The organism is Allobosea sp. RCC_152_1 (genome assembly GCF_041360765.1).
Classification (GTDB): Bacteria; Pseudomonadota; Alphaproteobacteria; order Rhizobiales; family Beijerinckiaceae; genus Allobosea; species Allobosea spartocytisi.
In genome coordinates, this window is the sequence record NZ_JBFUPU010000012.1 from 131,801 (window position 1) to 157,324 (window position 25,524).

Here is a 25,524-nt window from a genome sequence, read left to right on the forward strand (position 1 = left end):
GTGCTGGTTCTTGAATCTGTTCGGGTAGAAATCGCGGTCAAGATTAACCTGCTGCAGCAGGTCGGACCGACGCTTGGCAGGCCCCACGCTGACACGTTGAATGGTTCAGTCTATCCGAACATGAGAGCTGCAGATCCAGATCGGTGGCGATCCCTGGCGGGTGTTCTTTGCCTTCGATCCTAGCCGCTCAGCCATCTTGTTGGTCGGCGGCAACAAGGGCGGTGACGGCCGCTTCTGTGACGTCAATGTGCCGATCGCTGACGAGCGATATCGCAACCATCTTGCGACGCTGATCGTGCCACCACCACCGAAGAGAGGGTCAAAACGATGACCACCTCCTGGAATGAGACGCTGACCAAGCTCCCAGTCGACGAGCAGGTCGCGATCGCAGAGCGTAGCCTCGAGGTGATGGCCGAATATGTCGGCCTCAAGGAACTCCGCAAGGCGCGCCGCCTGAGCCAGGCGGCATTGGCCGCAAGGCTGCACACCGATCAGGCCGGGGTCTCGAAACTCGAGAAGCGCGCGGATCTGCTGCTGAGCACGCTCAAAGGCTATGTCGAGGCCGCCGGCGGCAGCCTTGAGATCGTGGCGCGGTTTCCGGACGGTCCGACCTTGCGCATCGACCGGCTGGGAGATGTCGGGCGGCCAAAGAAGGCTGATGCCGCGTAGTCTCTCGCTTCTGCTTGTGGCCCTTTCCGGACATCAGCAGCGTCAGCTTTCGGGCATATTGCTAGCTCGCGCGCCCCTTCCAATGTCATCACACGCATACGCTTGGCAATTCGTCCGCTGGTGTCACGATCTGGAAGTCGACGCCCAAGCCGCGGCCATTGGCGCCGCGCAGATGCGGTCAGGTGTGCTCGATAGTGAGGACCGGGACGAAACCTCCAAGTTTCCGGTTCTGGTCGTAGATTCGCAGCGGCAGGTCGGCTTTGGGCATCCAGATGCGACCGGTTTCGACCGCGAGCGAGACCGGCACCGCCGGAAAGACATGGATGGTCGCACCCTCGCCGTGGGAGGCCTTAATCCGGTCGAACGCTCGTCGAAGAATCGTGCGGTACGAAACCAAGTCTCCAGGGCGTCTCATCACGTCGTTGCCTGGTGTGGCCGCCGCGATCGACCAGATCGCAGTTTTGGCACCGAGCACAGCCTCGATGCGCTCGTTACTAACGGTGCCGCTGACGCCGAGCTTCAAGGCGACCGCGCCGCCGCGCTTTAGGGGCTCTTCGGTGCTAAACTCGATCGCTGGACCATCCGACTGCCACTTCCACGTCTCGGGTTCGCGATGACGCTGGTGCACGTGGGCGGGCACGATGTCGCCCAGCAGCCGCCCGAGCTCGATCAGGAGCGGAATGGGCGCGAGCGCAAACACGCTGAGGTGCCGGATCTCCTGTCGCTCGATGCGCCCTCGCACCTGGTCCGAGAATTGACGCCGCATATTGGCCTGGAGCGCTTGCCAGTAAGCGGGGTCGGCGTCGTCGAATGAGAAGCCTGGCATGTCGAGATCTAGCGGGCGGCCGTCGTTGTCCGGATAGCGATCTGGAAGCATCGCATCGAAGATCTCCTGCCGCGAAACGAGTGCCTGGTTGGCCCCTATGTTCGATCCAAACCTTAGAACGTGCGACGCGCGGTCGGGTTTGATTGCAGTTTGGATCTCAATCCGGCGCTCATGTTCAGACTTCATGCTCAAAAGGAACGACTCCGGGTGGTCCTCCTTGGCGTCGACATCAACCAATTTGTGATGCCCGCCACACAATAACATCAGGTTGGCAATGTCGCCCGCGAGAGCAGCAGAGCGGGCGGGGTCGTAGCGCGGGCCGCCCTTTCCTGACGTGCCCTTTGGCACGTCGCCTATGACATGGGCGACGTAGCCGAACTTGCCTGTGGTCTTGCCGGCCAACAGGTCACCGACCAGGTGTTCATTGCAGCCGCGGTATTGGCATCGCCCAGCCGACCGCGCCCAAAGTGCGTACTGAATTTTCGGATCGATCTTCGTTCCGGCCATTTTATACTCCGATCATGACGTAGGGACGCCGTATGGCGATGTGCTCGCGCACAGGCTGTACATGTTCGCCGGCATCTGATGGATGGATCTCGCCTCCGAGCCGGGTCGGGATAAAGATATGGCGCCCGCGCTGCTTGGAGAGATCACGCAGTTGCCGGACATCGAAGCCAGCGCTGAGGCCGAGCGCCAGGGTGCCGCCCGTGGACGTTCCGACGATCAGGTCGAAGCAATCCGAGATGGGCTTCCCACCGGTGAGAGTCTCCTCCAGGCCCGCCAGGATCGCGGCGGGAAAGACCCCTCGGATGCCGCCGCCATCATTCGAAAGGATGCGGAAGTCCCGGTCCTCAGGCCAAGCCTGTGGAACGCGGCGTTTCCGGAGTGAGCCGGCAGAGCGGGGCAGGGCGGCGCGTTCGTAGGACATGGGCGGGATCTTTCTAAACTTGGGTGGCCGCGGCCGCCTCCGTGCCATTCGCCGGTCAGAAGCCAGGCCTCGTAGAAGAAGAGCCACTCCATCGCCCAGGGAATGATGGTTTCCGCCATGGCGCGCGCCGGGGACCATTCCTGGGTGCGGGGATCGTACAGGCACAGCGGTGATCGCGCGGGCTGCTCCGGATCGGCGTAGACGTGGTGGACGAGGCCACCCTTGACGGGGTGGAACACGACGAGTTCAGGGCTGATCAGCCGGACCGTGATGTCGCCGTTCAGGATCGTGAACTCGTCGAACGTGTCGAACGGGCAGTATGCGATCTCGATCTCATACGGCTTCTGGATCGGGCAGAGCGCTCCCCTCCAGATGGCGAACAGGCCGCTGTCATGGACCAGCGTGAACTGAGGAAAGTCACGCTGGATTAGACGATCCTGTTCCTCGATCGACAGAATGGTCATGGTCGTCAGCGCCTCCGCTTCAAGGGGCCGCCGTAGAAGTTGTGATTAGGGACCGTGCGAGCGGGTGCTGCCGTCGGGATGCTGGCCAACCCTCCGGTGATGAGGCCGGACCCCAGGACGACTCGCGACTGGCCGAGCCGGGAGGAGTCGGCCTGGCGGGTAATGTACTCGTTCAAGGCACCGCGCGCCGGCCGTTCACCGAAGAGCTTCTCAAGGATGACGCTCATCTCCGCCAGGGACAGGCCGCCGAAGCGGAGGAGTTCCATCTTGGCGCAGAAGTCGCGCAGGTCGGCGATCATCAGATCCTGGGCAGCGTGATCACCCGGCCAGCGGTCAGTCAGCACATCGCCATGGCAGTCCGGGTTCACTTCATGGATGAGCCGACCGATCGACTTTTCGTGGATGAGGCGATCCAGCAGGCACTGGGCCTGGTGTTGCAACTCGTCGGAGAGGCTCCGCGTGCGTCCCGCGTTATCGGCGATCAATTTGCTGAGCAGGACCGAAGGCGGCCGCCTGAGTTTCGAGCGTGACGGTGCCTCGAAGAGCACGTTGCGCCAGCGCTTGAGCAACTGGAGGCTGATCAGGGCCCTGGACTTACGATAGGCGGGCTGCAATTCGGGAACGGGTTCGCCGTAGGCGCGAGCCTCGACGACCATCTTGTCGTAAGTGAGCGAGCGCTGCTCGTAGAAGGCCGCGAAGTCGGCATCCTGCGGCGTCCGCGCGTTGAAATACTCGGCCAAGCCAAACGGGTTGGCTAGCAGCCGGAAGCTGGGGTCGCGAGGGGCATCTTCCTTGTGATGGAAGATCCAGCTGGTGCGCTCGGCGGCCCCCGGGACGATGACCGCGGGGGTCAGGTCGATGTGCATGCCGTCGGCGTACTCGACGGTGACGCAGCGCGTGTGGCGAACCGTCATCGCATGATATCGCGACCCCGGCTCGCCCTTGATCGCCTCGTAGGTCACATCCAGCACGGTCTGGGGCGGCGTCTCCGGCGAGATCGCCAACTCGGTCATGACGTCGATGTCGTATTCGTCGCTGTCGGAATTCTGGGCCACCGTCGAGCCGGTCGCCATGCTGCCCTGCGCGTACATGCGGGTGACACGTCCCGCGAGCGGGCTGCCGTCGCGATCGATCCAGTCCTGCATCGTCTCGTAGCGATCGACGGCCTTGTCGTGGTCGGTCTGCGAGAGCTGCACGCGGATCGCGATGTCGCTCAGCAGGATATCGATGGGGCTCAGGTTGAGCGGGGGTCGGTTATGGGCGTTCATGATCGTTCTCCTTCAGGTTGGGGCCCGTCGTCCCGAGGGAGCTTCCTGGCCATCTGAGGGACCAATCAATCCGGCGCCCGGGAACCGGAAACTCGCCGCGATCTTTTTTCTGGAATGGAACGGGATGCGGGCAACCCCCGCACCCGCCGCTGGCTAGGCCTTGGTCAACGCCCCGCCGGGGAGCGTTCCACACGTAAAGTAGTGCGGGCATCGCGGGCATGACCTGGCCTCGGGCTTCGCAGGGAAGTAGCCGCCCACGATGCCAGCCGCCAACCGTGCCGCCTTATCCCGCTGGCTAGCGATCTTGGCGTCCTTCAAGATGGCGGGACCGACGACGTCATCGGTCAGAAACACCGCTTCGACCGTCGCGCCAGCTCCGCCGCTGTCCCGGCCCGCGAGATGGAAGAGCGCGTAGGCGATGTCGTCCATCTCGTTCGAACGCTCCTTTCCCGTCTTCACTCGACGCAGCACGATGCCGCCAGGGCCCTGCCTGGCCTCGTCGGGCCGGATGATGACGCGGGCTCCGCTTAGCGGGATCTCCACCGAGGAGGGCTCGACGAACGTGGTGCCGCGCCTGGACGATAGCAGGCTCTCGATGAGGCGCAGGCCGACGCGATGATACTCCGCGGCGCTGGCGTGCTCGGTCGGACCACGTTCGGCCCAGACGGCATCGAAGTCCGTCACCACCTGGGCGAGCGGGACGTCCCATTTCTCCGCATCGCCGCGCAGGCGCCGCATGACCTCGTTCACGACGTCATGCATGCGGGTGAACGGCGTCGAGGTCCGCGCGCCGGGCACTCCGATGACATGGGTCAGGAAATAGCGGCGCGGGCAGCGATCGTATTGTGCCAGATGATCGTGCGTGATGCCGGGTGGCGTCTCCCAGACGATGGGGAGGTCAGGTCCGGGTTCGGTGTTGGAGTCCGGGTCCAGAAGGGGCGCCGGCTCCAGCAAGGTCAGTGACGATTGCACTTCGGCAAGGAAAGGCGAAGGGCTGCGGTTGTTGCCGTTCGCCTGCTTCGTACTGGAATAGAAGATCACGCGACTGTGGGCCCGGGAAATGCCGACGAAGAACAGACACTGTTCCTCTTCGTCGTGCCCCTGCTTGACGGCCTCCAGGCCGGTCAGGCCATCGGCCCCTGCAATCATGCCGTCGGGCGGCGTGCACCTTGGCGCGGTATTGTTCGTCGGGAAGCTCGACACGGTCATGCCCGGCATGTGCACGACCTCGAACTCCAACCCCTTCGAGCCGTGGACGGTCATCAGATTGACGGCGTCGAGCCCGCTCGCGGCCGCCGGCATCTGGCGCAGATCGCGCTCCTCGGAAAGCAAGGCCAGCCTCCGGGCGCGGTCCAGAAGGCGCTGGATTGGTCTGCCCCGCTGGGCCGCCGGCAGGGTCCGGCAGAATGCCATGAGCTGCCATAGGCCTATTCTGCGGATCTGATCCCGGGGCCTGTTCGAGCCGCACAAGTCCCGCAGCAGCTCCGTCCTGTCCAGAAGCCATGCCGTGAGCACTTGCCATGGCGTGCTCTCCGGCCCGAACCCGGCCAGGTCGGCAGCCAAGGTCGCCAGCGAGGCGCCCGTGCTGGAATTGCGCACCACCGAGGCGGCGGCCGACATCCATTGCAATGGCTTCTCGCATTGCGCGGCATGCTTCTGGAGGATCGCGAGGTCCGTGATGTCGATCGGGGTCCGGGCCATCGCCGCGACGCGCGGCAGGGTCCCCGCCCTGGGGTCGATGAGGAGTGCGAGGATCGAAAGGAGATCCTTCACGTCGGGACGTTCGAAGAGATTTCCGAGGTATAGCGCGGGCACATCCCTCGCTTCCAGCGCTTCGGCGATATCGCCCAGTCGAGCGTTCCCGCGACAGATGACAGCTTGGTCCTTGAAAGCCACCCCGCGATCGTGAAGTTCGGTGATCGCGGCGGTGACGGCGGCCCCTTCGTCGACCGGGCGTCCGACGCGGCGGGACTCATGCCGGATACCCGCAGGGCCTCGTTTCGCCGTCAGGTCCAGGGCGAGCATCCCGCTGGACGCCTTCATGCCCGCGGCGAACTTGATAAACGTGCCGACGACCTCCTGGCTCGACCGGTAGTTGACCTTCAGGGGTCCCACCTTGCCTGCGGGGAAGTCTCTCAGGAAGCCGGCCATGTTTGAGGACGAGGCGCCCCTGAAGCGATAGATCGATTGCCGTGCGTCACCGACGACCCATAGTCTCTCGCCACTGCCGACGATCGCCTTTAAGAGACGCACGCTGGCTCGGTTGACGTCCTGATACTCATCGACGAGCACGTGCTGGTGTCGCTGCGCTAACGCCTCCCGAATGGCGGGCTCCCTTTCGACCAGTTCGACGGGCCGCATGACGAGATCGCCGAAATCGAGGACGCCACCCGCCCTCAACTGTTCTTGATAGGCGTCATAGAGCTCCGCGACGTCGAGCACCTTTTCCGCGCGGGTCAGCGCGTCCCTGTCGCCGGAGGCGGTCGCCCGGGTCTCCATGGCCTTCCCCAGCCGGCGATAGGCGGCCGGGTCGCAAACCTCGTCTTTCGCGCGCGAGATGGCGGCGAGCATGTCGCCGATGTCGGCGGTCGGGTCGAAGAAATTCCTGAAATGCTTCAGCGGAAGCACCGGAATGAGGTCTTCGAGGAGTCCGACAGCATCGGCCTTGTCGACGAGCCGTGGGTTAGTCGAGAGCCCGACATGGTCGTGGAAGCGCCGAAGAATATCGAGGCCGAAGGCGTGAAAGGTGCCTATCCAAACCGCCGGTGCCGCGGCGGGTCGGGACTTGGCAAGCCGGTCGATCAATTCGCCGGCCGCCTTGTTCGAGAACGTCAGCACCAAAATCTTGCCGGGGTCGATCCCCTTGTCGATGAGCCTTTCGACCCTCGCGATGAGCGTGCGGGTCTTCCCCGTCCCGGGGCCCGCCTGAAGCTGAAACGGGGAGCCCGCATGATCGGCGGCCGCGGCCTGGCTCTCGTCCAGAGCGGGAGGAGGCTTGCTTGGGCCAGCCTCGACATCGAGGGACGGCAACGGCAAGAGCAACGCGTCGAGCAATTGCTGCGCGACAAGGGAATAGGGAAGCCCGGACCGGGATGCGATTTCCTTCGCCCCGAGCTTCTCGCCCAAGTAGAGGGCGCGAACTCGATGCCTCGGCAGGACGAGTTCGCGGGCAAAAAGATCGGCCTGTAGCTCGCGACGCTCACGACGCCCGTAATCGACCACTTTCTCGATGCCGCTCGCCGCACCTTCGGACAGACGGCTTGGATCGATCTCGTTGTCGATGACGGTCTCGGCAGGCAGATGCAACACCGCATGGCCGACCTCGTGGGCCGCCAAGATGGCGCGATCGGCATCCGTGCCACCATCGAGGCAAGAGGCCAGCATCATCGAGGGGTCGAAGGTGGCAAGGCCCCCCATCAAGGCGGGATCTTCCTTCCTGGCCCACCGTAACTCGACGCCTGCCTCCGCGGCGCCGGCGACGACGACGGACAATGGCACCCATGGATCGGCACCTGCCTTGACGGCCTTGGCATGCAGATCGACCGCGGCCCGCCTGACGGCTTCGAACGCCTCCATCGACGCAGGCCTACAATGACAGCAACCGACTCTTCTGGTCCTCTTCGAGGCCGGAATCGTCGAGGGCTTGCTGAAGCGACTGCTTTGTGGGGTAGGACGGTTTTTCGTCGGCCTTGAACATGCGCGTCGCGGGCGCAGGCGGAGCGCCAGCGAGGAAGTCTCTCATGGCTTCGAGGTTCGTGCCAACGGCGGCTGCGATAGCCTCCAACAGGCCGTTGCTGAAGTCTTCCACCTGGATAAGGCGGTCTCTCAATCGTTGCACGAAGGACGTGTTGACGCCGAGGTTCGCCGCGACGGCCCTGTAATCCTTGACCGAGAACCCTTCGAAGGGGACCGGTTGGCGCTCGAGCAGCCGCTTTCCGAATTCTGCCTCGATGTCTGCGAAGCGCGCGAGCGCTTTCCTACCCGCTTCCTCGTTGACCTCGAATGCATCCGGCCAAGGTGTCTTCTCCATCAGCGCCAATTCGTGCGCGAGTTCGGTGAAGTCCTCGGTCAGTTCGGGATAGCGCTTGCTGAAGTCGCGAAGGCGGTCTTCGGTGATGTTGCCATCGACTGTCACGAAGTCGGCCAGCACGCTCTCCCGAAAGGTATCGTCGTGGTTCGGGCTCATGGCGCTTCTCCATGCAGTTTGTCGCTTAGTCGCGCCGCTGCGCTCTTGAGCCAGTTTCGAACCGTTCTCTCGTCCACGTCGCATAACTCCGCGATAGAGGGCTTTGTCGGGTCGGACGCGTCGATCTTGTGGCCACGTAGAATGAGGGTCACCGCTCGCCGTTCCTTGTCCGGTAGTGCGTCAATCCTTTCGGTTGCCTGGATCCGGAAAATTGCGAGTTCGGTGGCGTTCAGTCGCATCGCGTTGTCGGGCTCGGGCTGGACCGGCTCGAATGGCGAAGCCGTTCCCTCCTCGTCATCATGGTCGGCAGCCTGAAGCGCGGCCTTTTCCTTGTGCTCGATGCGCCTCCGCTTTTTAAGCATGTTTTTCCGAAGGGCTACGAAGGCCTTGTCGAAGACCACCTCGAAGACGTCGAGCCGTTGCGGCTCCGGCCCAAGTCCGCGCGCCAGGATGATCTGGAACTCACCGAGGATATCTTCGCGGACGGTCTCGGCATCGGTCACGGCGCCATAGCTCACGGCATGTGCCAGGTTTCGCTCGCACCGGGCATAAAGCGCCAGGAAGAGCGTGTTGAACCACTCGGAGCGGTTGCCCTGCCGGCTCGCCTCGCGGAGCATGTACATCAAGCATTCGCTCGGGATGAACTCTGCATGCGTTCGGCTCCGATGCCCTAAGCGCCGTACGATCTCGTCCCGCGGGAGCGCTATCAGTTGTTCAAGAATGGCGGCAGTTTTGGGGAAGCGCTCGTAGAGATCGCCGTTCCCTCTTTTCTTGGTTAGCGGCGTCAGCATTGGTCCCCCTAGCCAAGATATCCCGCTAGTCGCTTGGGATCGCGACCCTTCGTCTGGGATATCCGCTGACGCAGGGTCGTTCAGATTCGGTTTTTTCACAATGGCAGGCTGTTCGGGGAACGTCCGGCTGCGCTCTCTAATCTACGGTGATGTTGTGAGCGCTTGGACAGCCTTCGCGCGGATCGTTCGGTGCTTCCGTGGCTTGAGACTAAGGTCGATATGACCGGAGCCCCCTGCTAAGGGACACACGTTTTTGGAATCGAATAGCGAGTGCGCATGCCAAAATTCGAGAACGCAGATGTAAGGGCGCGCATCGCGGATGGTTCTGTCACCGCGGTCTCGATCGATACCGCCATTTTCGACAGGTACGGATGCAACCTCGAACACGCGGTGCTTGCCCGTCTCGACCAGTTTAAGAAGGGCGGCGTCAACCTCGTCTTTTCGGAAGTCGTGGTGAAGGAGGTCAGAGCCCATATCGCTGTCGCCGCAGGTGAGACCAAACGTGAGCTGACCGCCGCCTTGAAACGCCATGACCGTCGTTGGAGACTGGCTAAAGACCTCGACGCCCTCAAGAAGGAGTTGCAGCTCGACATCGATCCCACTGCCGCTGCGGTCGAGCAATTGGACCAATACCTCGCTGCCGTGGGTGCCGAGGTCATTCCAGGGGAGGGCGACGGAACTCTAGCCGCCGAGGTGCTCCGCCGATATTTCGAGATCGTAACCCCATTTGAGGCGCGCGAAGCCAAGAAGCACGAATTTCCGGATGCCTTCGCACTGCTGGGGCTCGAACAGGCAGCAAGGGCACGCAATAAGCTCATAGTTTGTGTGAGCCCGGATAAGGGGTGGGCGGAGTTTGCCGAGAAGTCGCAATATCTAGTGGTTGTTCCAGAACTCGACGTGCTTATGTCCTGGTTCAATGATCCCGGCTGTCACTTCGCCGAAAAGGTGGTCGCTGTCTGGAAGAAAGACGCCCCCAAGTCCATCGCGGAGGAAGTAGCGAGAGGATTCGAGTACTACCTCGACGGAATCGGTTTCGACATCAACGCAGATGCGCCGCTCAACTATGAGGTCGAGCCGCTCAACGCAGTGCTACAGCACATCTACAGCGACAAGATCGGCGCGCCGTCCGTCATCGCCGAGGACGAGAACGAGATGACCATGACGGTCAAGGTCGTCGCCAAGATCGGGTTCGAGGCAGCCTTCAGCTTTTACGCACATGACGCTGTTGATGGTGACAGCGTCGCCCTCGGCTCACGCGTTCCATACACTGAGGATGATCTCACTTTCGACGTGACGCTGGTTGTCGCCCGCGAGATGGACGGAGACGAGATCGAGGTGCTGGATACGACGGTCACCTCCACCAGGGTGGTCGCGAACTTCGGTTACGTGGACCCGTTTCCCGACGAAAATCCTACGCACGAAAAGAACTGATCGGCTAGAGACCGGCTCGAAGAGCGCATCCAATGGAAGCCAACGAATTGAGGCAGGAAGACTTGGCTTCAGCTCACGCGGCCGGAAGCGCCGCAGCCGCACTTTTCGAAGAGACTCTGAACTCACTCATCAAGGAAACGACCTCCGTTGACGCATTGGAAATCCTCGCGCGGGCCGGATTTTCGGTCATTCTCCGAGGGGTGCGTCCAGAAGAGCAGCAGATTGGGAAGCCTGGCTTGCAGCTCTTTCATCTTGAACTAATTCAGGCTCTCGCACTGTCGCGCGGCCGCAGCAGTCCGGTCTCCGACACCGACTATCCCGGCAACACCCAGCGAGTTATCGACCTGATCGCCGAAAATAGCCGAGCGTATTGCGACCGGGCGAAAAGCAAAATGAGCGCCGACGCAGCTGCGAACCGACGTCAGAACCTGCTGGCTCGCATCCAAGAGTGGACGTTGATTGTGAGGGGCGCGCGCCAAGGCTTCCAAACGCGGGAATATGCGACAGACTTGGCGAAAGCAATCAATCCTACATTCCGACACCACATTGGCTGCGACGCGACGGAAGTAGTCGTCGCACTCTCGACAATCATCGAGACCACTAAGCATCGCCTGCGTGGTCTCATGGACGAGGCGCGCGCCTGGTCCCAAAAGAAGACCGGCATCTCAATGATCGAGGCCTTCGTCCAACGTCTACCGCCGGAGCTTCGGTCGGTTGCGAAGGAAAAGGCGTTGCCTTTCCGGAATGACCGCCGGCGACTTCGCGCCTATCTATGGAGCCATAACGAGCATCGCCTCCGCGAGATCTTCACATTCAAAATCGAAGATCTGACGGCCGCAGCCCCGCCGGCTCAAAAGCAGTATTTGTCGGAGGTGATCACTGCGCTGTCACTGAAGTTCGGCGCCGTCACGCCGGCAGACTTGGAACACCTGCATCTATCCAATCCGGTCCAGCTCAAGCCACTGATTCAGCTGGCAGAAGGTATCATTTTCTGCGCGGCACCGCAGGTCATCTCCGCCCACTTCGCGGAGATACTAGAAGCACTCTGCACCGCGAATCCCAAGCTCAAAAAAGCGTCGGAGAAAGCCAGGGGCTGAATGGTTGGAGGCTCGCTTGAGCGCGACCGTACGAAAATTCCTGCCGCACGCGGACGTTCGGGAGAACGTGAAGTGGAGTGACGACGGTGGAAAGACGGCCTGGGAGTCTGACCTCGTGGCCATCATCGACAAGACCATGTTGGTGTTCGAGGCGAAGTCAGCGAAGATCAAATCCGCGGCCCGTCGAGGCGCAGTTCAGAGCCTGAAAGAAGCACTCCACGAACTCGTGGTCGCTCCCTCCGAGCAGTCTCTTCGATTGAAGCAGCGCGTGCTTGAAGCGCGGGGACCCATCACCTTTCAAACCAGACAGGGTCTGCTTGAAATCAATCCGCACGATGTGCGGGACATCATTCGCATCAACGTGCTTCAGGACGCGGTCGGCCCGCTTTCGGCGCACTGGCCGCAGCTCAAAGCCGCTGGTCTGATTCCTCAGAATTCAGACATCGCTCCATCGATGTCCATCTTTGAGCTGGAGACTGTCTTCGACGTTCTCACGCAGGAAATCGAGCGCTGCCATTATTTGAGCCGCCGTGCCGAATTGGAACGCAACGCGGTCTACTTTGCCGACGAACTCGATTTGCTCGCGGTCTACCTCGGCACCCAGTTCATCATCGGCGAAGACGAGTTCGATGGCAGGCCGCTTCAGTGGTACGGCGCGTCCCTGCGTATCGCACCGACTTACAATGATGCGGGGGAGAAGCAGCCGCTGCGCATTTCTATCAGCCGCACACCGTTTTGGAGTCGGCTGCTGACTGCGCTTGAAGAGAAGCGCCCGACGGGATGGACTCGTTTTGGGCATCGGCTGCTCAATGTCGATCTCACCGGCCAAAGAAAAATCGAACGGCTGATGAAGCAGGGACTAAGGCAAGTCACACTCAGGCCCGACTGTTTTTTTTCGACAGGTTTGACGCTTGGATCACCCCAGCGCCTCCAGACAATTGCAATCGGCGTCGGCTCGCCTGCTTCGCCCGGACAATTCGACGCCAACCTGACTCACATCGCGGAAAGCGCTTTCGTGCAGGGCGGGCAGGAAGACCTGTTGCTGATTTACTGGTTCATTCCCCGCACTTCCGAACCATACGATTTCATCGGGATATTCAAGCGAGGTAGCCGCTCTTCTGCGAAAGCGTTCCAAAAGGCAGTCGCTGAGAACATGCACGGCCGGTCGTAATGTCGGCTCTCGGACGACGGCCCAATGTCGACTATTTGCGCTAGTCGTCCAAATCCGTCCGGCGGATTCGCCTATTGCTCGGCACACTCAACGAAGTAGGCACTTGGCGCGCTACAATCACAGGTTCTATCCTGAGCCGGCGTCGGGGAGCAAAATGCTGAATCAAGAAATTGGGCGGCCTGTGAGCGGTGACAGCGAAGCGCCGCCATCGGTTACAATCGATGCAGCAGTCGCTGGAAGCTTCACGTATGCTTCCTATCAGAACGCGGTCCCGGTCTTAAGATCACTCGCGATTGCAAACCCAACCGATAGGCACTTGGAACAGTGCCGGCTGGCGATGGTATCGACCCCGGCCTTCCTCCGCCCCAAGCTCTGGACGCTCGATCGCCTGGTGCCCGGCGACCGCATCACCATCAGCGATAAGCGGGTCGAACTTGATGCTGGCTATTTGGCCGGTCTGGACGAGGCGGAGCGCGGCGAAATCGCGTTCCGACTCTACGCGCAGGACGCGTGCCTGGCCGAAGTCCGGTTTCCCGTGCGGCTTCTGGCACGCGACGAATGGGGTGGTGTCGCCGACATGGCGCAACTGCTGCCGGCGTTCGTGCTCCCCAACGATCCGGCAGTCCCGAAGATCCTACGCGCTGCGGCCGAGTCGTTGACGGCGCATGGGCATCCTTCGGGACTCGACGGCTACCAATCGGGCGATCCCAAGCGAAGCCTGCTGCTGACGGCGGCTGTCTATTCTGCCATCGCCGGGATGAAGCTGCACTATGCTGAGCCCCCGGCGAGCTTTGAACAGCGCGGCCAGAAGGTTAGGCGCCCATCGACAATCGCTCGGGATAAGCTCGTGACCTGCCTCGACAGCTCCCTGCTGTTCGTCGCAGCCCTAGAAGGCTGCGGGCTGAACTCGGCCGTGCTGCTCTTCAAGGATCACGCGGCCGTCGGCGTCTGGCTGACGAAACGGACCTTTCCGAGAGCGGTGGAAAGTGACCTTACGGAAGTCCGCAAGGCTATTGCCGCTAGAGAGCTCGTCGTCTTCGAAACGACCGGCGTGACGCATCGGCCGGTTGCGACACTGGACCACGCTCGCCGGCTCGCCGAGCCGCGCCTCGCCGAAACCCAGGCTTCAGGCTTCGAAGCGGCGATCGACCTGCACAGGTCGCGCAGCGGCGGCATTACACCGCTCGCCTCACATCATGCTCCGGTCCCTGTTGCTGATGAGGCGCAGGATGGCGACATCCAGTTGCCGCTTTCGGTCGCGGCGGAACTGTCCGATCTTCCGGCGGAGGTCGTTGAGCTCAAGCCGACCACTGCCGCAGGGCGCATCGACCGTTGGCAGAAGAAGCTGCTCGATCTCACGCTACGCAACCGGCTGCTCAATTTCGCCGACTCCAAGAAGACGATCCCTTTCCTGTGCACCGATATAGCCTATCTCGAGGATAGGCTTTCGGACGGTGCTGCGATGCGGCTGATCTCGCTGCCGGAGCACAATCCACTCGGCCAGCGTGATGAGGCCCTATATCGAGAAGTGCGCGGCCAGGATTTGCATCGCGGCTTTGCGGCGGATGCGCTCGCGCGTGGCGAACTCACGTCGCCGCTGGACGCCAAGAACCTCGACGCGCGGCTGATCGAGCTCCATCGGCAGGTCCGCAACGACTTTGCCGAGGGCGGGGCAAATACACTCTTCCTCGCTGTCGGGTTCCTACGCTGGAAGCGCATGCCCAGCGATGAGCGCAGCTATCGTGCGCCGCTTCTGCTACTGCCGGTGAAGCTCGACCGGCGCAGCGCGAGTTCGCAGTTCACGCTACGCTTCCACGAGGACGAGCCGCGCTTCAACGCGACGCTGCTGCAGTTCCTGGAGTGCGAGTTCGATCTCCCGTTGCCGCAGTTCGCCGGCGAGTTGCCGCAGGACGAGAACGGGATTGATGTGCCGCGTCTCCTCGGCGCAATGCGCCAGGCGGTACGTGACGTGCCTGGAATGGAAGTTGTCGACGACGCTGCCCTGTCGACCTTCTCCTTCGCGAAATACCTGATGTGGAAGGACCTCGTTGAACGGACCGACGCGCTGCGACAGAATCGGATCGTCCGTCACCTGATCGATACGCCCGAGCAGGCCTTCTCTGGATCCGATGATGCTTTCGTCGATGAGCGCGAGCTCGACGGGCGCTATGCGCCGGCCGACATCGTCTCGGTTCTGCCGGCCGACTCCTCGCAGATCGCAGCCAGCATGGCCGCAGTCGAGGGGCGCGACTTTGTCATCATCGGCCCGCCCGGTACGGGAAAGAGTCAGACGATCGCGAACATGATCGCGAACTGCCTGGCAAGCGGCAAGACGGTGCTCTTCGTTGCGGAGAAGACCGCAGCTCTGAACGTCGTGCATCGCCGCTTGAAGGCGCATGGGCTGGGCGACCATTGCCTCGAACTGCATTCGAGCAAGGCCGATCGCAAGTCGTTCCTCGCACAGCTGCGGAACTCCTGGGAGAAGGGCCGCACGGCGTCTTCCTCCGACTGGGTCGCCGTCAACCATCGGCTGAAGGTGAGGCGAGACGTCCTGAACGCCTATGTCGAGGCGCTCCACCAGCGCCATACCAATGGCCTGACCGCGTATGCCGCGCTCGGCGTCGCCTTGCGCGGTCGCCATCGTCATGCTCCCGAGCTGTCCTGGTCGCATCGCGATCTCCATGACGACGAGGCGCGGCGCGCACTCGGCGACCTCGCCGAGGAGGTAGGCCGCGTGTTCGCGGCCGTCGAGCGCGCGCCGGTCCTCGCCTGCGTCGATGCTCCCGAATGGTCCTCGGCCTGGCAGGAGCGCCTGCTGGCGACGGGGCGCGACCTTGCGGGAAAAGTTACCACCCTCGGGACGGCGCTCGCGGCGTTTCTGCCGCAACTTGGACTGTCGGCATCTAGCGATGCCTCAGGCACAGAGCTGGAAAGGCTGTCTCTCCTGGCCTCCGCCCTCTGTGAGAGCGTCGGCAGCGACCAACGCATCACGTTCGATCCCGACTTCGCGGGCCTTCGCCAGGCACTCGCCGAACTCGAAGGCTCGATCACCTTCTATCGGACTACGGAAGCGGAGCTCTCGGCGACGTTCGAGCGTGATTCGGTCGTTCGGATCCCCCTCGACGATCTGGAGCGCGACTGGCGCGAGGCCGGCGCCGCCATCTGGCCGTGCAGTTGGCTGGGACGCCGGCGGGTGAAAAGGCTGCTGCATGGCTATGCCGCTGCCGGCCAGCCCAACCCAGACAAGGATCTGCCTATCCTGCGCCGGTTGCAGGTGCTCCGCTCGTCAGTCGAGAGCTCCAGTCTTGCGGGCAAGCCACTCGCCTTTTCCGGCCTCGATACCGATGTGTCGGCGATAGACCGCCATCTCTCCGGCGCGACTAAACTTCGCGACAGCTTGCTGCGGCTCGGACGCGCGGCAGACGATATCCGCGCGGTCGTCAAAGCTATCGCGCCGGTGCTCGTCCCGGGCATTGATGCTGAGCCGGTCCGGCTGACTGCCGTCGCTTATCGCGATGCTTTCGCTGCCTTCTCAGTGGCCATGGCGCAGTTCGCCGCGGCCGCGGGGTCGGACCCGTCACGGTCTACCAGCGAGACGCTGCTGTCCGACCTTGTGGGAATGGCTGATCAACTCGCGAGTGCTCGCCAACTGCTGCGCGATTGGACGAGCTGGTGCCGGGTCAGGGCGCAGGGCGAGGCGCAAGGTCTCGGCCCACTGATCGCTGACCTACAGAGCGGCGCGCTGAGCCCGGATGAAACGCGGTCGGCCTTTGATCTCGCCTATACGCGCTGGTGGCTGCCCCACGCTCTCGACACGAATGCAACGTTGCGCGATTTTCGCCGCTTCCAGCACGAACACGCCGTCGAAGAATTCCGCGAGATCGACGATCTCGTCCGAGCCAAGGCGACCGCTCGCGTGGTGAGTGCCCTTGCGCACGGTTTGCCTCCGGTCCAGAGCGTGCCGCGCAACTCGGAGCTCGGTCTACTGCGTCACCAGATGGAGCTGCAGCGACCGAGCCGCTCGATCCGCGAGATGATCGGCGGAATGTCAGGCAGCTTCGGCAAGCTCGCGCCCTGCATGTTGATGTCGCCACTGTCGATCGCGCAGTATTTCCCGCCGGATCAGGCGCTGTTCGACGTCGTAATTTTCGACGAGGCCTCACAGATCACCACCTGGGATGCCGTTGGCGCGATCGCACGGGCACAGCAGACGATTATCGTCGGCGATCCCCGCCAACTCCCACCGACGAACTTCTTTGGTCGCAACGAGGACGACGAGGAGGTCGCCGAGCATGAACGGGACCTCGAGAGCATCCTGGATGAGGCCAAGGCCGCCGGAATCCCAGTCCGCGACCTGCGTTGGCATTATCGCAGTCGCAACGAGTCGCTTATCGCGTTCTCCAACGCGCATTACTATCAGAACAGGCTGATCACCTTCCCTGCACCGGAGGTCGAGGACCGGGCGGTCAGGCTGATGCGGGTCGATGGTGTCTATGACCGCGGCAAAAGTCGAACGAACCGCACGGAGGCCCGCTCACTAACCGATGACGCGGTCCAGCGCATGAAAGAGTGGTTGAAGCTGCCCGAAACGAGCAGGCCGACGCTGGGCATCATCACCTTCAACGCGCAACAGCAGGCGCTGATCCAGGATCTGCTCGACGAGGCACGCCGCCATGAGCCGGCGCTCGAATGGTTCTTTGCCGAGGATCGCATCGAGCCAACCATCGTCAAAAACCTCGAGAACGTGCAGGGCGACGAGCGCGACGTGATTCTGTTCTCGATTACCTTCTCGAAGGATGCCGCAGGCAAGCGCACGATGGATTTCGGAGCACTCAATCGGGACGGCGGCGAAAGGCGCCTCAACGTGGCAGTGACTCGAGCACGGCAAGAGCTCGTGGTGTTCTCCGGCTTCAGCGCCGACGATATCGATACCGGCCGCACCAAGGCGGTCGGCGTCCAGCATCTCAAGACGTTCCTCGACTTCGCCGAGCGCGGCGCGATCGCATTGCCAGCGCAGGACAAGGGATCGGTCGGCGCGCTTGAATCTCCATTCGAGGAGGCGGTTGCAGCGGAGCTGACCCGCCTCGGCTGGCAACTGGTTCCCCAGGTCGGCATCTCCGGCTTCAGGATCGACCTCGGCGTGAAGCACCCCGACCGCGCCGGCGCGTTTCTCGCCGGCGTCGAATGCGATGGCGCGACCTATCACAGTGCGGCGACCGCCCGCGATCGGGACAAGGTGAGGGAGCAGGTGCTGCGCGGGCTAGGCTGGAACATCGTCCGCGTCTGGTCGACCGATTGGTGGTTCGATGTGAATGGAGCCACCATTCGCCTTCATGAGGCGTTGACTGCGCTGCTTGCGGACAGCCGGGCGAAGGACGCCGAGCAGGCGTCCAATCAGACCTTGCACTGGGAGCTTGGCGACGAGGTCGATTCTGTTCAGTCGACGGCGGACGTGATTGAGCTCGAGGAAGCGCACATAGAGGGCTCGATGTCGCCAATGGGTCCCGTCAACTCCATCCCTGCCGCTGAGCTTGCAGCCGACGTCATGGCCGAGACGGAACCTCAGCCCGTTAGGCTGGCCGCCGCTGGCACTCTGCTCGGCACACATTCTCAACAGACCGGTGATGCGCCGCGCTATGGCCTGACGGACCTCTCACGATTCCGGGCGGAGCCGAATATGTTTCACGAGTTCGGCTACCGCGCCACTCTACGCGGCATGGTCGATGCCGTGATGGAAACAGAGGCGCCGCTGCGCGAGGAGATCCTGGCGCAGCGCATCGCTCGCGCCCACGGATGGCTGCGCACCGGCGGTAAGATCCGCGAGCGCATCCAGCTACATCTGCGTGACCTTCAGCGCACGAGCGAGTCCAGTGGTGAGTTCCTGTGGATACCGGGTACGATCGTGCCGATCCATCCCTATCGCGCGCCGGTCGATGTCGAGGCGCGCCGAGGCATTGCAGATATCCCGCTCGCCGAACTCGCCAGTCTTGTCGTCGCCGAGCCCGCCCTATTGGAGGAGACCGATCCTGCGCTGGCATTGGCGCGCCTGTTGGGCGTCGAGCGGCTGGCGGCGACATCGCGAGCGCGACTGGACGAGGCCCTCCGGCATGCTTCTACCCGTCTTGAGTCGGCCGAAGCAGATGGCCAATAGACACGCGTGATGGTTCGCTTCCTCCAAAGTGCCGGGCCAGAGGGCAAAACGTGACCTATCGCTTCGTCCATGCCGCGGACATTCATTTGGATTCACCGCTGCGTTCTCTCGCGCTGCGCGACGCGGACCTCGCCGACCTGATCGGAAACGCGACCCGGCGCGCTTTCGTGCGCGTCGTCGACCTGTGTCTCGACGAACAGGTCGATGCGCTGCTGCTGGCGGGCGATCTCTATGATGGCGACCAGACCTCGATGAAGACGGCGCGGTTCCTGGCCGAGCAACTCCGCCGGCTGCACGAGGCCGGCATCCGCGTCTTCATCATCCGCGGCAACCACGATGCGCTGTCGCGGATCAGCAAGGAGCTGATCCTGCCGGATTCCGTGAAGCTGTTTGGCGGCCGCGCCGAGGCGATTGCGATCGAACGGGCCGGAAGCCAGTTTCCCGTCGCGATTCAAGGGCTCAGTTTTGCCCAGCCCCATGCCCCCGAAAGCCTGATCGGCAAGTACAGGCCACCGGTCGAGGGCGCCGTGAATATCGGCCTGATGCACACCAGCCTCGCCGGCGCGACCGGACATGATCTCTATGCACCCTGCAACCTCACTGATCTGCAGGGCACTGGCTTTCGTTACTGGGCGCTCGGCCATATCCACAAGCGGTCGGTCGTCGAGGGCGGCTGCGCGATCGTGATGCCCTATGCCGCAGGGCCGCGACATCAACGAGGCTGGCGCCAAATCGGTGACCCTGGTCACGATCGGCGACGATCGCTCGATTCGGATCGAAGAGCGCGTCACCAGCATCGCACAGTTCGAGCGGGTTGCCGTCGATGTAACGGGGATCGACGATTGGCGCGATCTCGTCGCGGCGCTGGCGCGAGGGCTGGAGCACGCGCGCGGCGACGTCGCTGCGGAGCACCTTGTCGCCCGCCTGCGGGTAACGGGCGCGACGCCTCTGGCCTGGCGCATCCGGCGTGATCTCGATCTCCTCAAGACGGAAGCCGACGATCGGGCATCCGTCATCGGGAACAGCTGGGTCGAGAAGCTCGAGGTCGACTGCCGGGCGCCCGGTGCGGTCGCCGGCGCATCGGCTGACCCGCTCACCGAACTGCGCCGCCTGATCGATGAGGAGGTCATCGGCTCCGACGCCTACCAGGCCGAGGTCGCGGGCATCGCAGACGAGCTCAGGACGCAGCTTCCGCAGGAATGCCGTGGCCTGCTCGGCTCAGACGAGGAGGCGTTCAAGGCCACGATCGCGGCTCTGGCGAGGGACGGGTCCGAAGATGTGCTCGCCCGGCTACATGCTGGTGCGGAAGGCGGCGTTTCCTGATGCGCCTGAAGTGCCTTGATCTCACACGCTATGGCAAGTTCACCGATCACCGCATCGAGTTTGGCGAGCGGGTGGCGGGCCAGCCCGATCTGCACATCGTCTATGGCCCCAACGAGGCCGGCAAATCGACCGCCCTGGCCGGTTTTCTCGATCTCCTTTTCGGGATCGAAACGCGCAGTCGCTTCAACTTCATCCATCCCTATCCGACGATGCGCATCGGCGGGACGTTAGAGCTTGCCGCCGGGCCCCAGGAGCTCGTCCGGATCAAGCGGCCACAGAACAGCCTGCTCGATGTCCGCGATCAGCCGATCGCCGAGGGCGTCCTCCTGGGAGAACTCGGCGGCATCGACCGCGAATCTTATCGCACCATGTTCTCGCTCGACGATGCGACCCTGGAGGCAGGCGGTGAAAGCATCCTGTCGAGCAAGGGCGATCTCGGCCAGCTCCTGTTTTCCGCGAGCGCGGGTCTGGCGGATCTCAGCAAAGGCCTCGTCGATCTCAAGGCCGAGGCCGAGGGCTTCTACAAGTACCGCGCCCGCAGTGGCGAGCTGTCGGACCTCAAGGCCCGACTCGTAGAGCTCAAGGCGGAACGGGAACGGGTGGACACTCTAGCGTCCGACTATGCCCAGCTCATCGAAGCCCGCGATCGGGCCGCGATCCAGTACGAAGAGGCGATCGGCAGCCGCGGGAAGATCCAGGCGCGCATGGATGAGATCCAGCGCCATCTGAACGCCTTGCCGCGCCTGACGGATCTGCGCGCGCTCCGAGCGCGCATAGCGCCCCTCGCCGACCTTCCCGATGCTCCGCGCGGCTGGGCCGAGGAGCTGCCGCAGCTGCAGAAGGACGAGATCGAGCTCGGCACTCGCGCGCAAGGCCTCGCTGAGGAAATCGCGGAGCTGTCAGGGCAACTGGATGCGATCATCGTCGATGAGACGGCGCTGCGACTGGCCGACAAGGTCGAGCGGCTTGCTGATCTGCGCGCTCGCCATGTCACGGCCGAGAAGGATATCCCCGAGCGCCGTCTACAATTGCGCGAGGCCGAATTCGCGACCGCCACGATCCTGGGCCGCATCGAGCGGACCGGAGAGACAGATCCCCATCGCCTCGTGTTGGGAGCCTCCGTCGTCGGTGCGCTTCGCGCCCTGATTGAGACGCGCTCCGGCATCGAGGCCGCGCTGAAATCGGCTGCCGACGAGTTGTCCCAGGCTCGTCGGCGATTGGACGAGGCGCAGGCCAGGCTAGGTGAGGCCGGCGGCGATCCGGAGACGGGGCAGGGGCGAGAGACACGGATGTCATCGCTCGCGGCGACCATTGCGGCTGCGCGGGCGGACGACCATGCGGCGCGTCGCCGGCTGGCCGAACGGGCTCGTGATGCTGCCCGCGCGACGTTGGCGGATCGTCTGCGTGAGCTGCGACCCTGGAACGGTGACATCGACGAGCTCGTCGACCTGCCTGCTCCTTCTGCGGCGGAGGTTCAGCGCTGGACGCTGGCGATCACTGAGACACAGAAGCGGATCGATCAGCATGCCGGCGACGTCGAGCGCCTGACGACGGAGCAGATCCGTCTGACGGCCGAACTGGGCGCGCTCAGTGGGATCTCAGGTGTCGTCTCTGATCAGGAGGCCGCGAGCATTCGTGCAATCCGGGAGCAGGCGTGGGCCGCTCATCGGGGCGCGCTCGATCCTGCTTCGGCCGACGGCTTCGAAGCGGCGCTTCGGCATGACGATGTCGTCACGAGTGGACGGCTCGGTCATATGGCGGATGTCGCAAAGCTCCATCAGGTGAGCCAGGCGCTGGCCATTGCCAAGGCAGAGTGCCATCGCGCCATCGAACTTCGGGATGTCGCGGCAACGACTATGGAGGGCCTCCAGCGCGAGATCGCGGCGGCCGTGGCTGTGACCTGTCCGGCGCTGTCGGACAGCATGCCGCTGCCTCAGTTTGAAACTTGGCTTGGCCGGCGTGACACGGCGCTGGAGGCGAGAGCGCTCGTCCGTGCAGCGGAGAGCGATCTCCGTGAGGCGGAAGCCGACGCCATGGCGATGCGGGATCGAGTGGCGATGGCGCTCAACGCGGCTGGTCTGCTGCAGGACGCCGAAGCCCGGTTCGAGGCGCTGCTGGCAGCAGGGCAGGGGGCGATAAACCGGGAGGTCGAGCTGAAGGCGTTGCGGGCTGGCGTGGATGAGCGGCAGCGCGACCTGGCGGGCCGTGAACGCGAGGTCCAAAAGGCCACGGAGGCCGACCGGGACTGGAACGCCTCATGGACCAAAGCCTGCTCGGCCTGTTGGCTGGGAGAGGGCGGCACAGTGCCGACGCTCGCAACGGTTCGCGAAATCCTCGCGGCCATCAGCGAGCTGGGCCCCGTGCTGGAGAAGAAGGCTGGCCTCGTCGACCGGATCGGCAAGATGGAGAAGGATCAGTCCGCATTCCGCGATGAGGCGGAAGCGCTCGCCAGCAACATCGGGATCATTGCGCCGTCGGGCGATATCCTGGATCTGGCGCAGGCGGTCAGCGCTCAGATTCAGCAAGCCTACGCCGAACGAACGCGGCGGGCGACTGGGCCCAAAACCTTGAGGCTGCTTGGACCCGGCAACGCATGGTCTCCGAGACGGTCGCGATCCATGATCGCCGCATGACGGAGATGATCGCGTTCTTCGGCGCCGCGACCCTGGCGGATGTCGCCGGCAAGCTATTGGCCATCGAGAAGCGGGCGGAATTGATTGCGCAGGCCGAAGCTGCCGAGCGTGACATCGTCGCAGCACTTCGGCTGCCCGCGATAGACGAGGCGGAAGCCGTGCTCGATCGTGCCGATCACACCGCCCTGGAGGCTGAGCTTGTCGAGCTGAAGGCTCGCTTCGATGATCAGGACCAGCGCAGCCGTGACCTGTTCTCTGTCCACAGCAAGGCGCTCGACCGGGTCGAGGCCGTTAGCGGCGATGGCGTCGTGGCGAAGATCGAGGAAGAAAAGCGCACGCTGCTGCTCGACATCGAGGATCGCGCGCTACGCTATCTCCGGCTTAAGCTGGGCGCCGCCGCGGCCGAAAGGGCGCTGCGCGCCTATCGCGATCGGCATCGCAGTTCGATGATGGCGCGTGCTTCCCAGGCCTTCGCGACGATCAGCCGTGGCGCGTATACCGGGCTCGCCGCCCAGCCGGAGAAGGACGGCGAAATCCTGATTGCGCTGGCAGCTGGCGGGGGCTCGAAGGAGGCGGCGGAGCTGTCGAAGGGCACGCGTTTCCAGCTCTATCTCGCGCTGCGCGTCGCCGGGTACTACGAATTCGTCGCCTCTCGACAACCGGTGCCATTCATCGCCGACGACATCATGGAGACGTTTGACGATTTCCGAGCCGAGGAGGCGTTTCGACTCTTCGGCGAGATGGCGCAGGTCGGGCAGGTGATCTACCTGACGCATCATCCGCATCTTTGCGAGATCGCGCGGCGGGTGTGCCCCGGTGCTAGGGTTCATGAACTGACTGCACGCCTGCAACGTTAGTAAGATTGCTTGCGCACACCGATATCTGGAAGTTAATCACATGCACTTCCTCGCAGAGCCCGTCTCTGTTTGGGCGCCGTTAATTGGCGCCTGCCATTTTCCTAGACGCAGGATTTCGAATGTCCGAGAATCATGAAGAATTACTGGAGCTGACGGCTTCTATCGTCTCGGCCTATGTGAGCCACAATAATGTTCCTGCCGCTGACGTGGTCGGCCTCATCGCCAGCACTCATTCCGCGTTGGCGAAGCTCGACAGCACGCCGGCAATCGCGCCGGCGGAGCCACTCGTGCCCGCTGTCTCGATCAGGAAATCGATCACCCCGGACTTCCTGATCTGCCTGGAAGACGGCCAGAAATTTAAATCGCTGAAGCGTCATATCGGGAATAAATATGGGCTGACGCCACAGGAGTACCGCGTAAAATGGAGCTTGCCAGCCGACTACCCGATGGTAGCTCCCAGCTACGCCGAGGCGCGGTCAGTATTGGCAAAATCGATTGGGCTTGGGCGCAAGCCAGCCGCGGCTCCAGCCCCGGCCCGCGAGCCGGTTAAGCCAACCAGAGCGAAGCGTGTGACCAAGGCCAAGGCATTACCCTAACGGGCTCTATGCCGCCGCTTTGCCGAGCGCATTGCGCTCGCGGCCGGGTATCTGTGCCATTTCATCCAATTCGATCGGCGCCCTGATCGCGCGGGTTGGACGGCTCGCCGCAACTGCGCTTTGTCAACCATGCAGCGACCGCCGCGACGATATGAAGGGCGTGTATCAGTGAAGCCAGCAGCCAAGGTTAGTCCCGCGGGAGGCATCGCGGCCGATCTGATCGCCGATCTGATCGCCGTGACGAATGGTGAGCCTCTGTCCTTGCTAACGTGCTCCGTTCGCCGCTCGTTCAATCATTTCCATCGAGGCTAGGATTTCTTCGAAGCGAGGGGCTTCGCCGAAAATCATGGGCGTCATGTTTGCATAGTCGCGCGCAAGCGCGTCGATCATTGCTGCTGTCGGCATGAGTGCAAATGATCCGGCTGCGGCCGTGGCCAGGTCGTAGTCGGTCCGATTGAAGAACATGAGCGCGTGGCGAACAGTCTGCTCCCAGCGCTGCATCGGCCAATGCGGTTCGGCCGGTGTCGGATGCAAAGAGACAGTGGAGATCATAGAAGTGCCGCGAAACACGCTGGCCTGCGTGGCGCAACTCGCCGCGCCGCTCGAACCAGCGCCGCAAGCCGTGTGCGATCACGACCTTGTCCCAAAACGTGCGCTCCCCATTGATCGTTGTGACATTCGGAACCGTGAGATCGAGTCCGCCCGCATCGTCGGCAATGTAAGGCCGGATGTTCCTGAGCTGGTTGGGGTCGAGTGCCGACTTGGCGCCGGACTCGATCCGCACTGCCGGTCGCACGTAGGACTCGTCGCGCGGCTCAACCTCTGGATACCAGACCAGAAGCGTCTGTCGGTCGGGGTCTGCCTCATCGATCTCGACTCGGCCTTTTCCGTCCGTCGCTGCAGCAAGGTGTTCGGCCAGGAATTCGTGCAGCGCGCCGGTGATATAGCTGCGACAGGCGTCGCGGATCGCGTCTAGGCGAGCACGGCGCTTGTTGTTCGACAGGGCCTCGAGCTCTTCCACGGAAGCGGGCTCGTCGAGATCGTCACGAAATACCGTGACGTCGATGTCTTCCGAAAACCGCTCAATGAGTCCATAGGCTTTCGATAGCGATGTTCCGCCCTTGAACAATAGG

At 63.1% G+C, this 25,524-nt stretch carries 17 protein-coding genes and 1 pseudogene; 10 read left to right on the forward strand and 8 right to left on the reverse strand.

Going from position 1 to position 25,524, the window contains the following annotated elements:
• Nucleotides 1-160: 160 nt before the first annotated feature.
• Nucleotides 161-331 (forward strand): hypothetical protein, encoded by a 171-nt coding sequence (locus AB6806_RS26690; protein WP_370956040.1) that lies wholly within the window; start codon nt 161-163, stop codon nt 329-331.
• Nucleotides 328-669 carry a helix-turn-helix domain-containing protein gene (locus tag AB6806_RS26695; protein ID WP_370956042.1) on the forward strand — a complete coding sequence of 114 codons (342 nt, stop codon included), beginning with the start codon at nt 328-330 and terminating at the stop codon, nt 667-669. The genes AB6806_RS26690 and AB6806_RS26695 overlap by 4 nt, the downstream gene beginning before the upstream one ends.
• 178 nt (nt 670-847) lie before the next feature.
• Here the strand turns inward: AB6806_RS26695 and AB6806_RS26700 are convergent, their stop codons facing one another.
• From AB6806_RS26700 to AB6806_RS26730, 7 genes are all read right to left on the reverse strand, one after another.
• Nucleotides 848-2,002, reverse strand: coding sequence for an SAVED domain-containing protein (locus AB6806_RS26700; protein ID WP_370956043.1), 1,155 nt, complete (start codon nt 2,000-2,002; stop codon nt 848-850).
• 1 nt (nt 2,003) lies between these two features.
• Nucleotides 2,004-2,330 carry a patatin-like phospholipase family protein gene (locus AB6806_RS26705; RefSeq protein ID WP_370956092.1) on the reverse strand — a complete coding sequence of 109 codons (327 nt, stop codon included), beginning with the start codon at nt 2,328-2,330 and terminating at the stop codon, nt 2,004-2,006.
• A complete protein-coding gene (locus tag AB6806_RS26710) occupies nt 2,219-2,887 on the reverse strand; it encodes a type II CBASS E2 protein (RefSeq protein WP_370956094.1) in 669 nt (222 codons plus the stop codon). The genes AB6806_RS26705 and AB6806_RS26710 overlap by 112 nt, the downstream gene beginning before the upstream one ends.
• 5 nt (nt 2,888-2,892) lie before the next feature.
• A complete protein-coding gene (locus tag AB6806_RS26715; RefSeq protein WP_370956045.1) occupies nt 2,893-4,155 on the reverse strand; it encodes a nucleotidyltransferase domain-containing protein in 1,263 nt (420 codons plus the stop codon).
• A 153-nt stretch (nt 4,156-4,308) separates the two neighbouring features.
• On the reverse strand, nt 4,309-7,731 hold the full coding sequence (locus tag AB6806_RS26720) for a UvrD-helicase domain-containing protein (RefSeq protein ID WP_370956046.1): 3,423 nt from the start codon (nt 7,729-7,731) through the stop codon (nt 4,309-4,311).
• 10 nt (nt 7,732-7,741) lie between these two features.
• On the reverse strand, nt 7,742-8,341 hold the full coding sequence (locus AB6806_RS26725) for a hypothetical protein (protein ID WP_370956048.1): 600 nt from the start codon (nt 8,339-8,341) through the stop codon (nt 7,742-7,744).
• A complete protein-coding gene (locus tag AB6806_RS26730; protein ID WP_370956049.1) occupies nt 8,338-9,132 on the reverse strand; it encodes an RNA polymerase sigma factor in 795 nt (264 codons plus the stop codon). The genes AB6806_RS26725 and AB6806_RS26730 overlap by 4 nt, the downstream gene beginning before the upstream one ends.
• 276 nt (nt 9,133-9,408) lie before the next feature.
• On the opposite strand from AB6806_RS26730, the gene AB6806_RS26735 reads away from it, so the two are divergent.
• From AB6806_RS26735 to AB6806_RS26770, 8 genes and pseudogenes are all read left to right on the forward strand, one after another.
• Nucleotides 9,409-10,563, forward strand: coding sequence for a PIN domain-containing protein (locus AB6806_RS26735; protein WP_370956050.1), 1,155 nt, complete (start codon nt 9,409-9,411; stop codon nt 10,561-10,563).
• 32 nt (nt 10,564-10,595) lie between these two features.
• Entirely contained in the window at nt 10,596-11,660 is a 1,065-nt protein-coding gene (locus AB6806_RS26740) for a hypothetical protein (RefSeq protein ID WP_370956052.1), read from the forward strand.
• Nucleotides 11,661-11,676: 16 nt separating this feature from the next.
• Nucleotides 11,677-12,831 (forward strand): hypothetical protein, encoded by a 1,155-nt coding sequence (locus AB6806_RS26745; RefSeq protein WP_370956053.1) that lies wholly within the window; start codon nt 11,677-11,679, stop codon nt 12,829-12,831.
• Nucleotides 12,832-12,985: 154 nt separating this feature from the next.
• Nucleotides 12,986-18,982, forward strand: coding sequence for a DUF3320 domain-containing protein (locus AB6806_RS26750; RefSeq protein WP_370956093.1), 5,997 nt, complete (start codon nt 12,986-12,988; stop codon nt 18,980-18,982).
• Between the two features lie 50 nt (nt 18,983-19,032).
• Nucleotides 19,033-20,305, forward strand: a pseudogene (locus AB6806_RS26755) (metallophosphoesterase family protein).
• Nucleotides 20,305-22,938: an AAA family ATPase gene (locus tag AB6806_RS26760; RefSeq protein WP_370956055.1), complete on the forward strand. Its 2,634-nt coding sequence runs from the start codon at nt 20,305-20,307 to the stop codon at nt 22,936-22,938. Before AB6806_RS26755 ends, AB6806_RS26760 begins: the two are co-directional and overlap by 1 nt.
• 5 nt (nt 22,939-22,943) lie before the next feature.
• Nucleotides 22,944-23,795, forward strand: a complete 852-nt coding sequence (locus tag AB6806_RS26765) for an ATP-binding protein (RefSeq protein ID WP_370956057.1) — start codon at nt 22,944-22,946, stop codon at nt 23,793-23,795.
• A gap of 119 nt (nt 23,796-23,914) precedes the next feature.
• Nucleotides 23,915-24,391, forward strand: a complete 477-nt coding sequence (locus AB6806_RS26770) for a Ros/MucR family transcriptional regulator (protein ID WP_370956059.1) — start codon at nt 23,915-23,917, stop codon at nt 24,389-24,391.
• A gap of 289 nt (nt 24,392-24,680) precedes the next feature.
• Here the strand turns inward: AB6806_RS26770 and AB6806_RS26775 are convergent, their stop codons facing one another.
• Nucleotides 24,681-25,520: a nucleotidyl transferase AbiEii/AbiGii toxin family protein gene (locus tag AB6806_RS26775; RefSeq protein ID WP_465247261.1), complete on the reverse strand. Its 840-nt coding sequence runs from the start codon at nt 25,518-25,520 to the stop codon at nt 24,681-24,683.
• Nucleotides 25,521-25,524: the final 4 nt, after the last annotated feature.

Excerpts from the sequence above, each read along its gene's own strand:
- AB6806_RS26695 (WP_370956042.1), top strand. The coding sequence starts at position 328 with ATGACCACCTCCTGGAATGAGACGCTGACCAAGCTCCCAGTCGACGAG.
- AB6806_RS26700 (WP_370956043.1), bottom strand. The coding sequence starts at position 2,002 with ATGGCCGGAACGAAGATCGATCCGAAAATTCAGTACGCACTTTGGGCG.
- AB6806_RS26710 (WP_370956094.1), bottom strand. The coding sequence starts at position 2,887 with ATGACCATTCTGTCGATCGAGGAACAGGATCGTCTAATCCAGCGTGAC.
- AB6806_RS26715 (WP_370956045.1), bottom strand. The coding sequence starts at position 4,155 with ATGAACGCCCATAACCGACCCCCGCTCAACCTGAGCCCCATCGATATC.
- AB6806_RS26720 (WP_370956046.1), bottom strand. The coding sequence starts at position 7,731 with ATGGAGGCGTTCGAAGCCGTCAGGCGGGCCGCGGTCGATCTGCATGCC.
- AB6806_RS26725 (WP_370956048.1), bottom strand. The coding sequence starts at position 8,341 with ATGAGCCCGAACCACGACGATACCTTTCGGGAGAGCGTGCTGGCCGAC.
- AB6806_RS26730 (WP_370956049.1), bottom strand. The coding sequence starts at position 9,132 with ATGCTGACGCCGCTAACCAAGAAAAGAGGGAACGGCGATCTCTACGAG.
- AB6806_RS26735 (WP_370956050.1), top strand. The coding sequence starts at position 9,409 with ATGCCAAAATTCGAGAACGCAGATGTAAGGGCGCGCATCGCGGATGGT.
- AB6806_RS26740 (WP_370956052.1), top strand. The coding sequence starts at position 10,596 with ATGGAAGCCAACGAATTGAGGCAGGAAGACTTGGCTTCAGCTCACGCG.
- AB6806_RS26750 (WP_370956093.1), top strand. The coding sequence starts at position 12,986 with ATGCTGAATCAAGAAATTGGGCGGCCTGTGAGCGGTGACAGCGAAGCG.
- AB6806_RS26760 (WP_370956055.1), top strand. The coding sequence starts at position 20,305 with ATGCGCCTGAAGTGCCTTGATCTCACACGCTATGGCAAGTTCACCGAT.
- AB6806_RS26765 (WP_370956057.1), top strand. The coding sequence starts at position 22,944 with ATGATCGCGTTCTTCGGCGCCGCGACCCTGGCGGATGTCGCCGGCAAG.
- AB6806_RS26770 (WP_370956059.1), top strand. The coding sequence starts at position 23,915 with ATGTCCGAGAATCATGAAGAATTACTGGAGCTGACGGCTTCTATCGTC.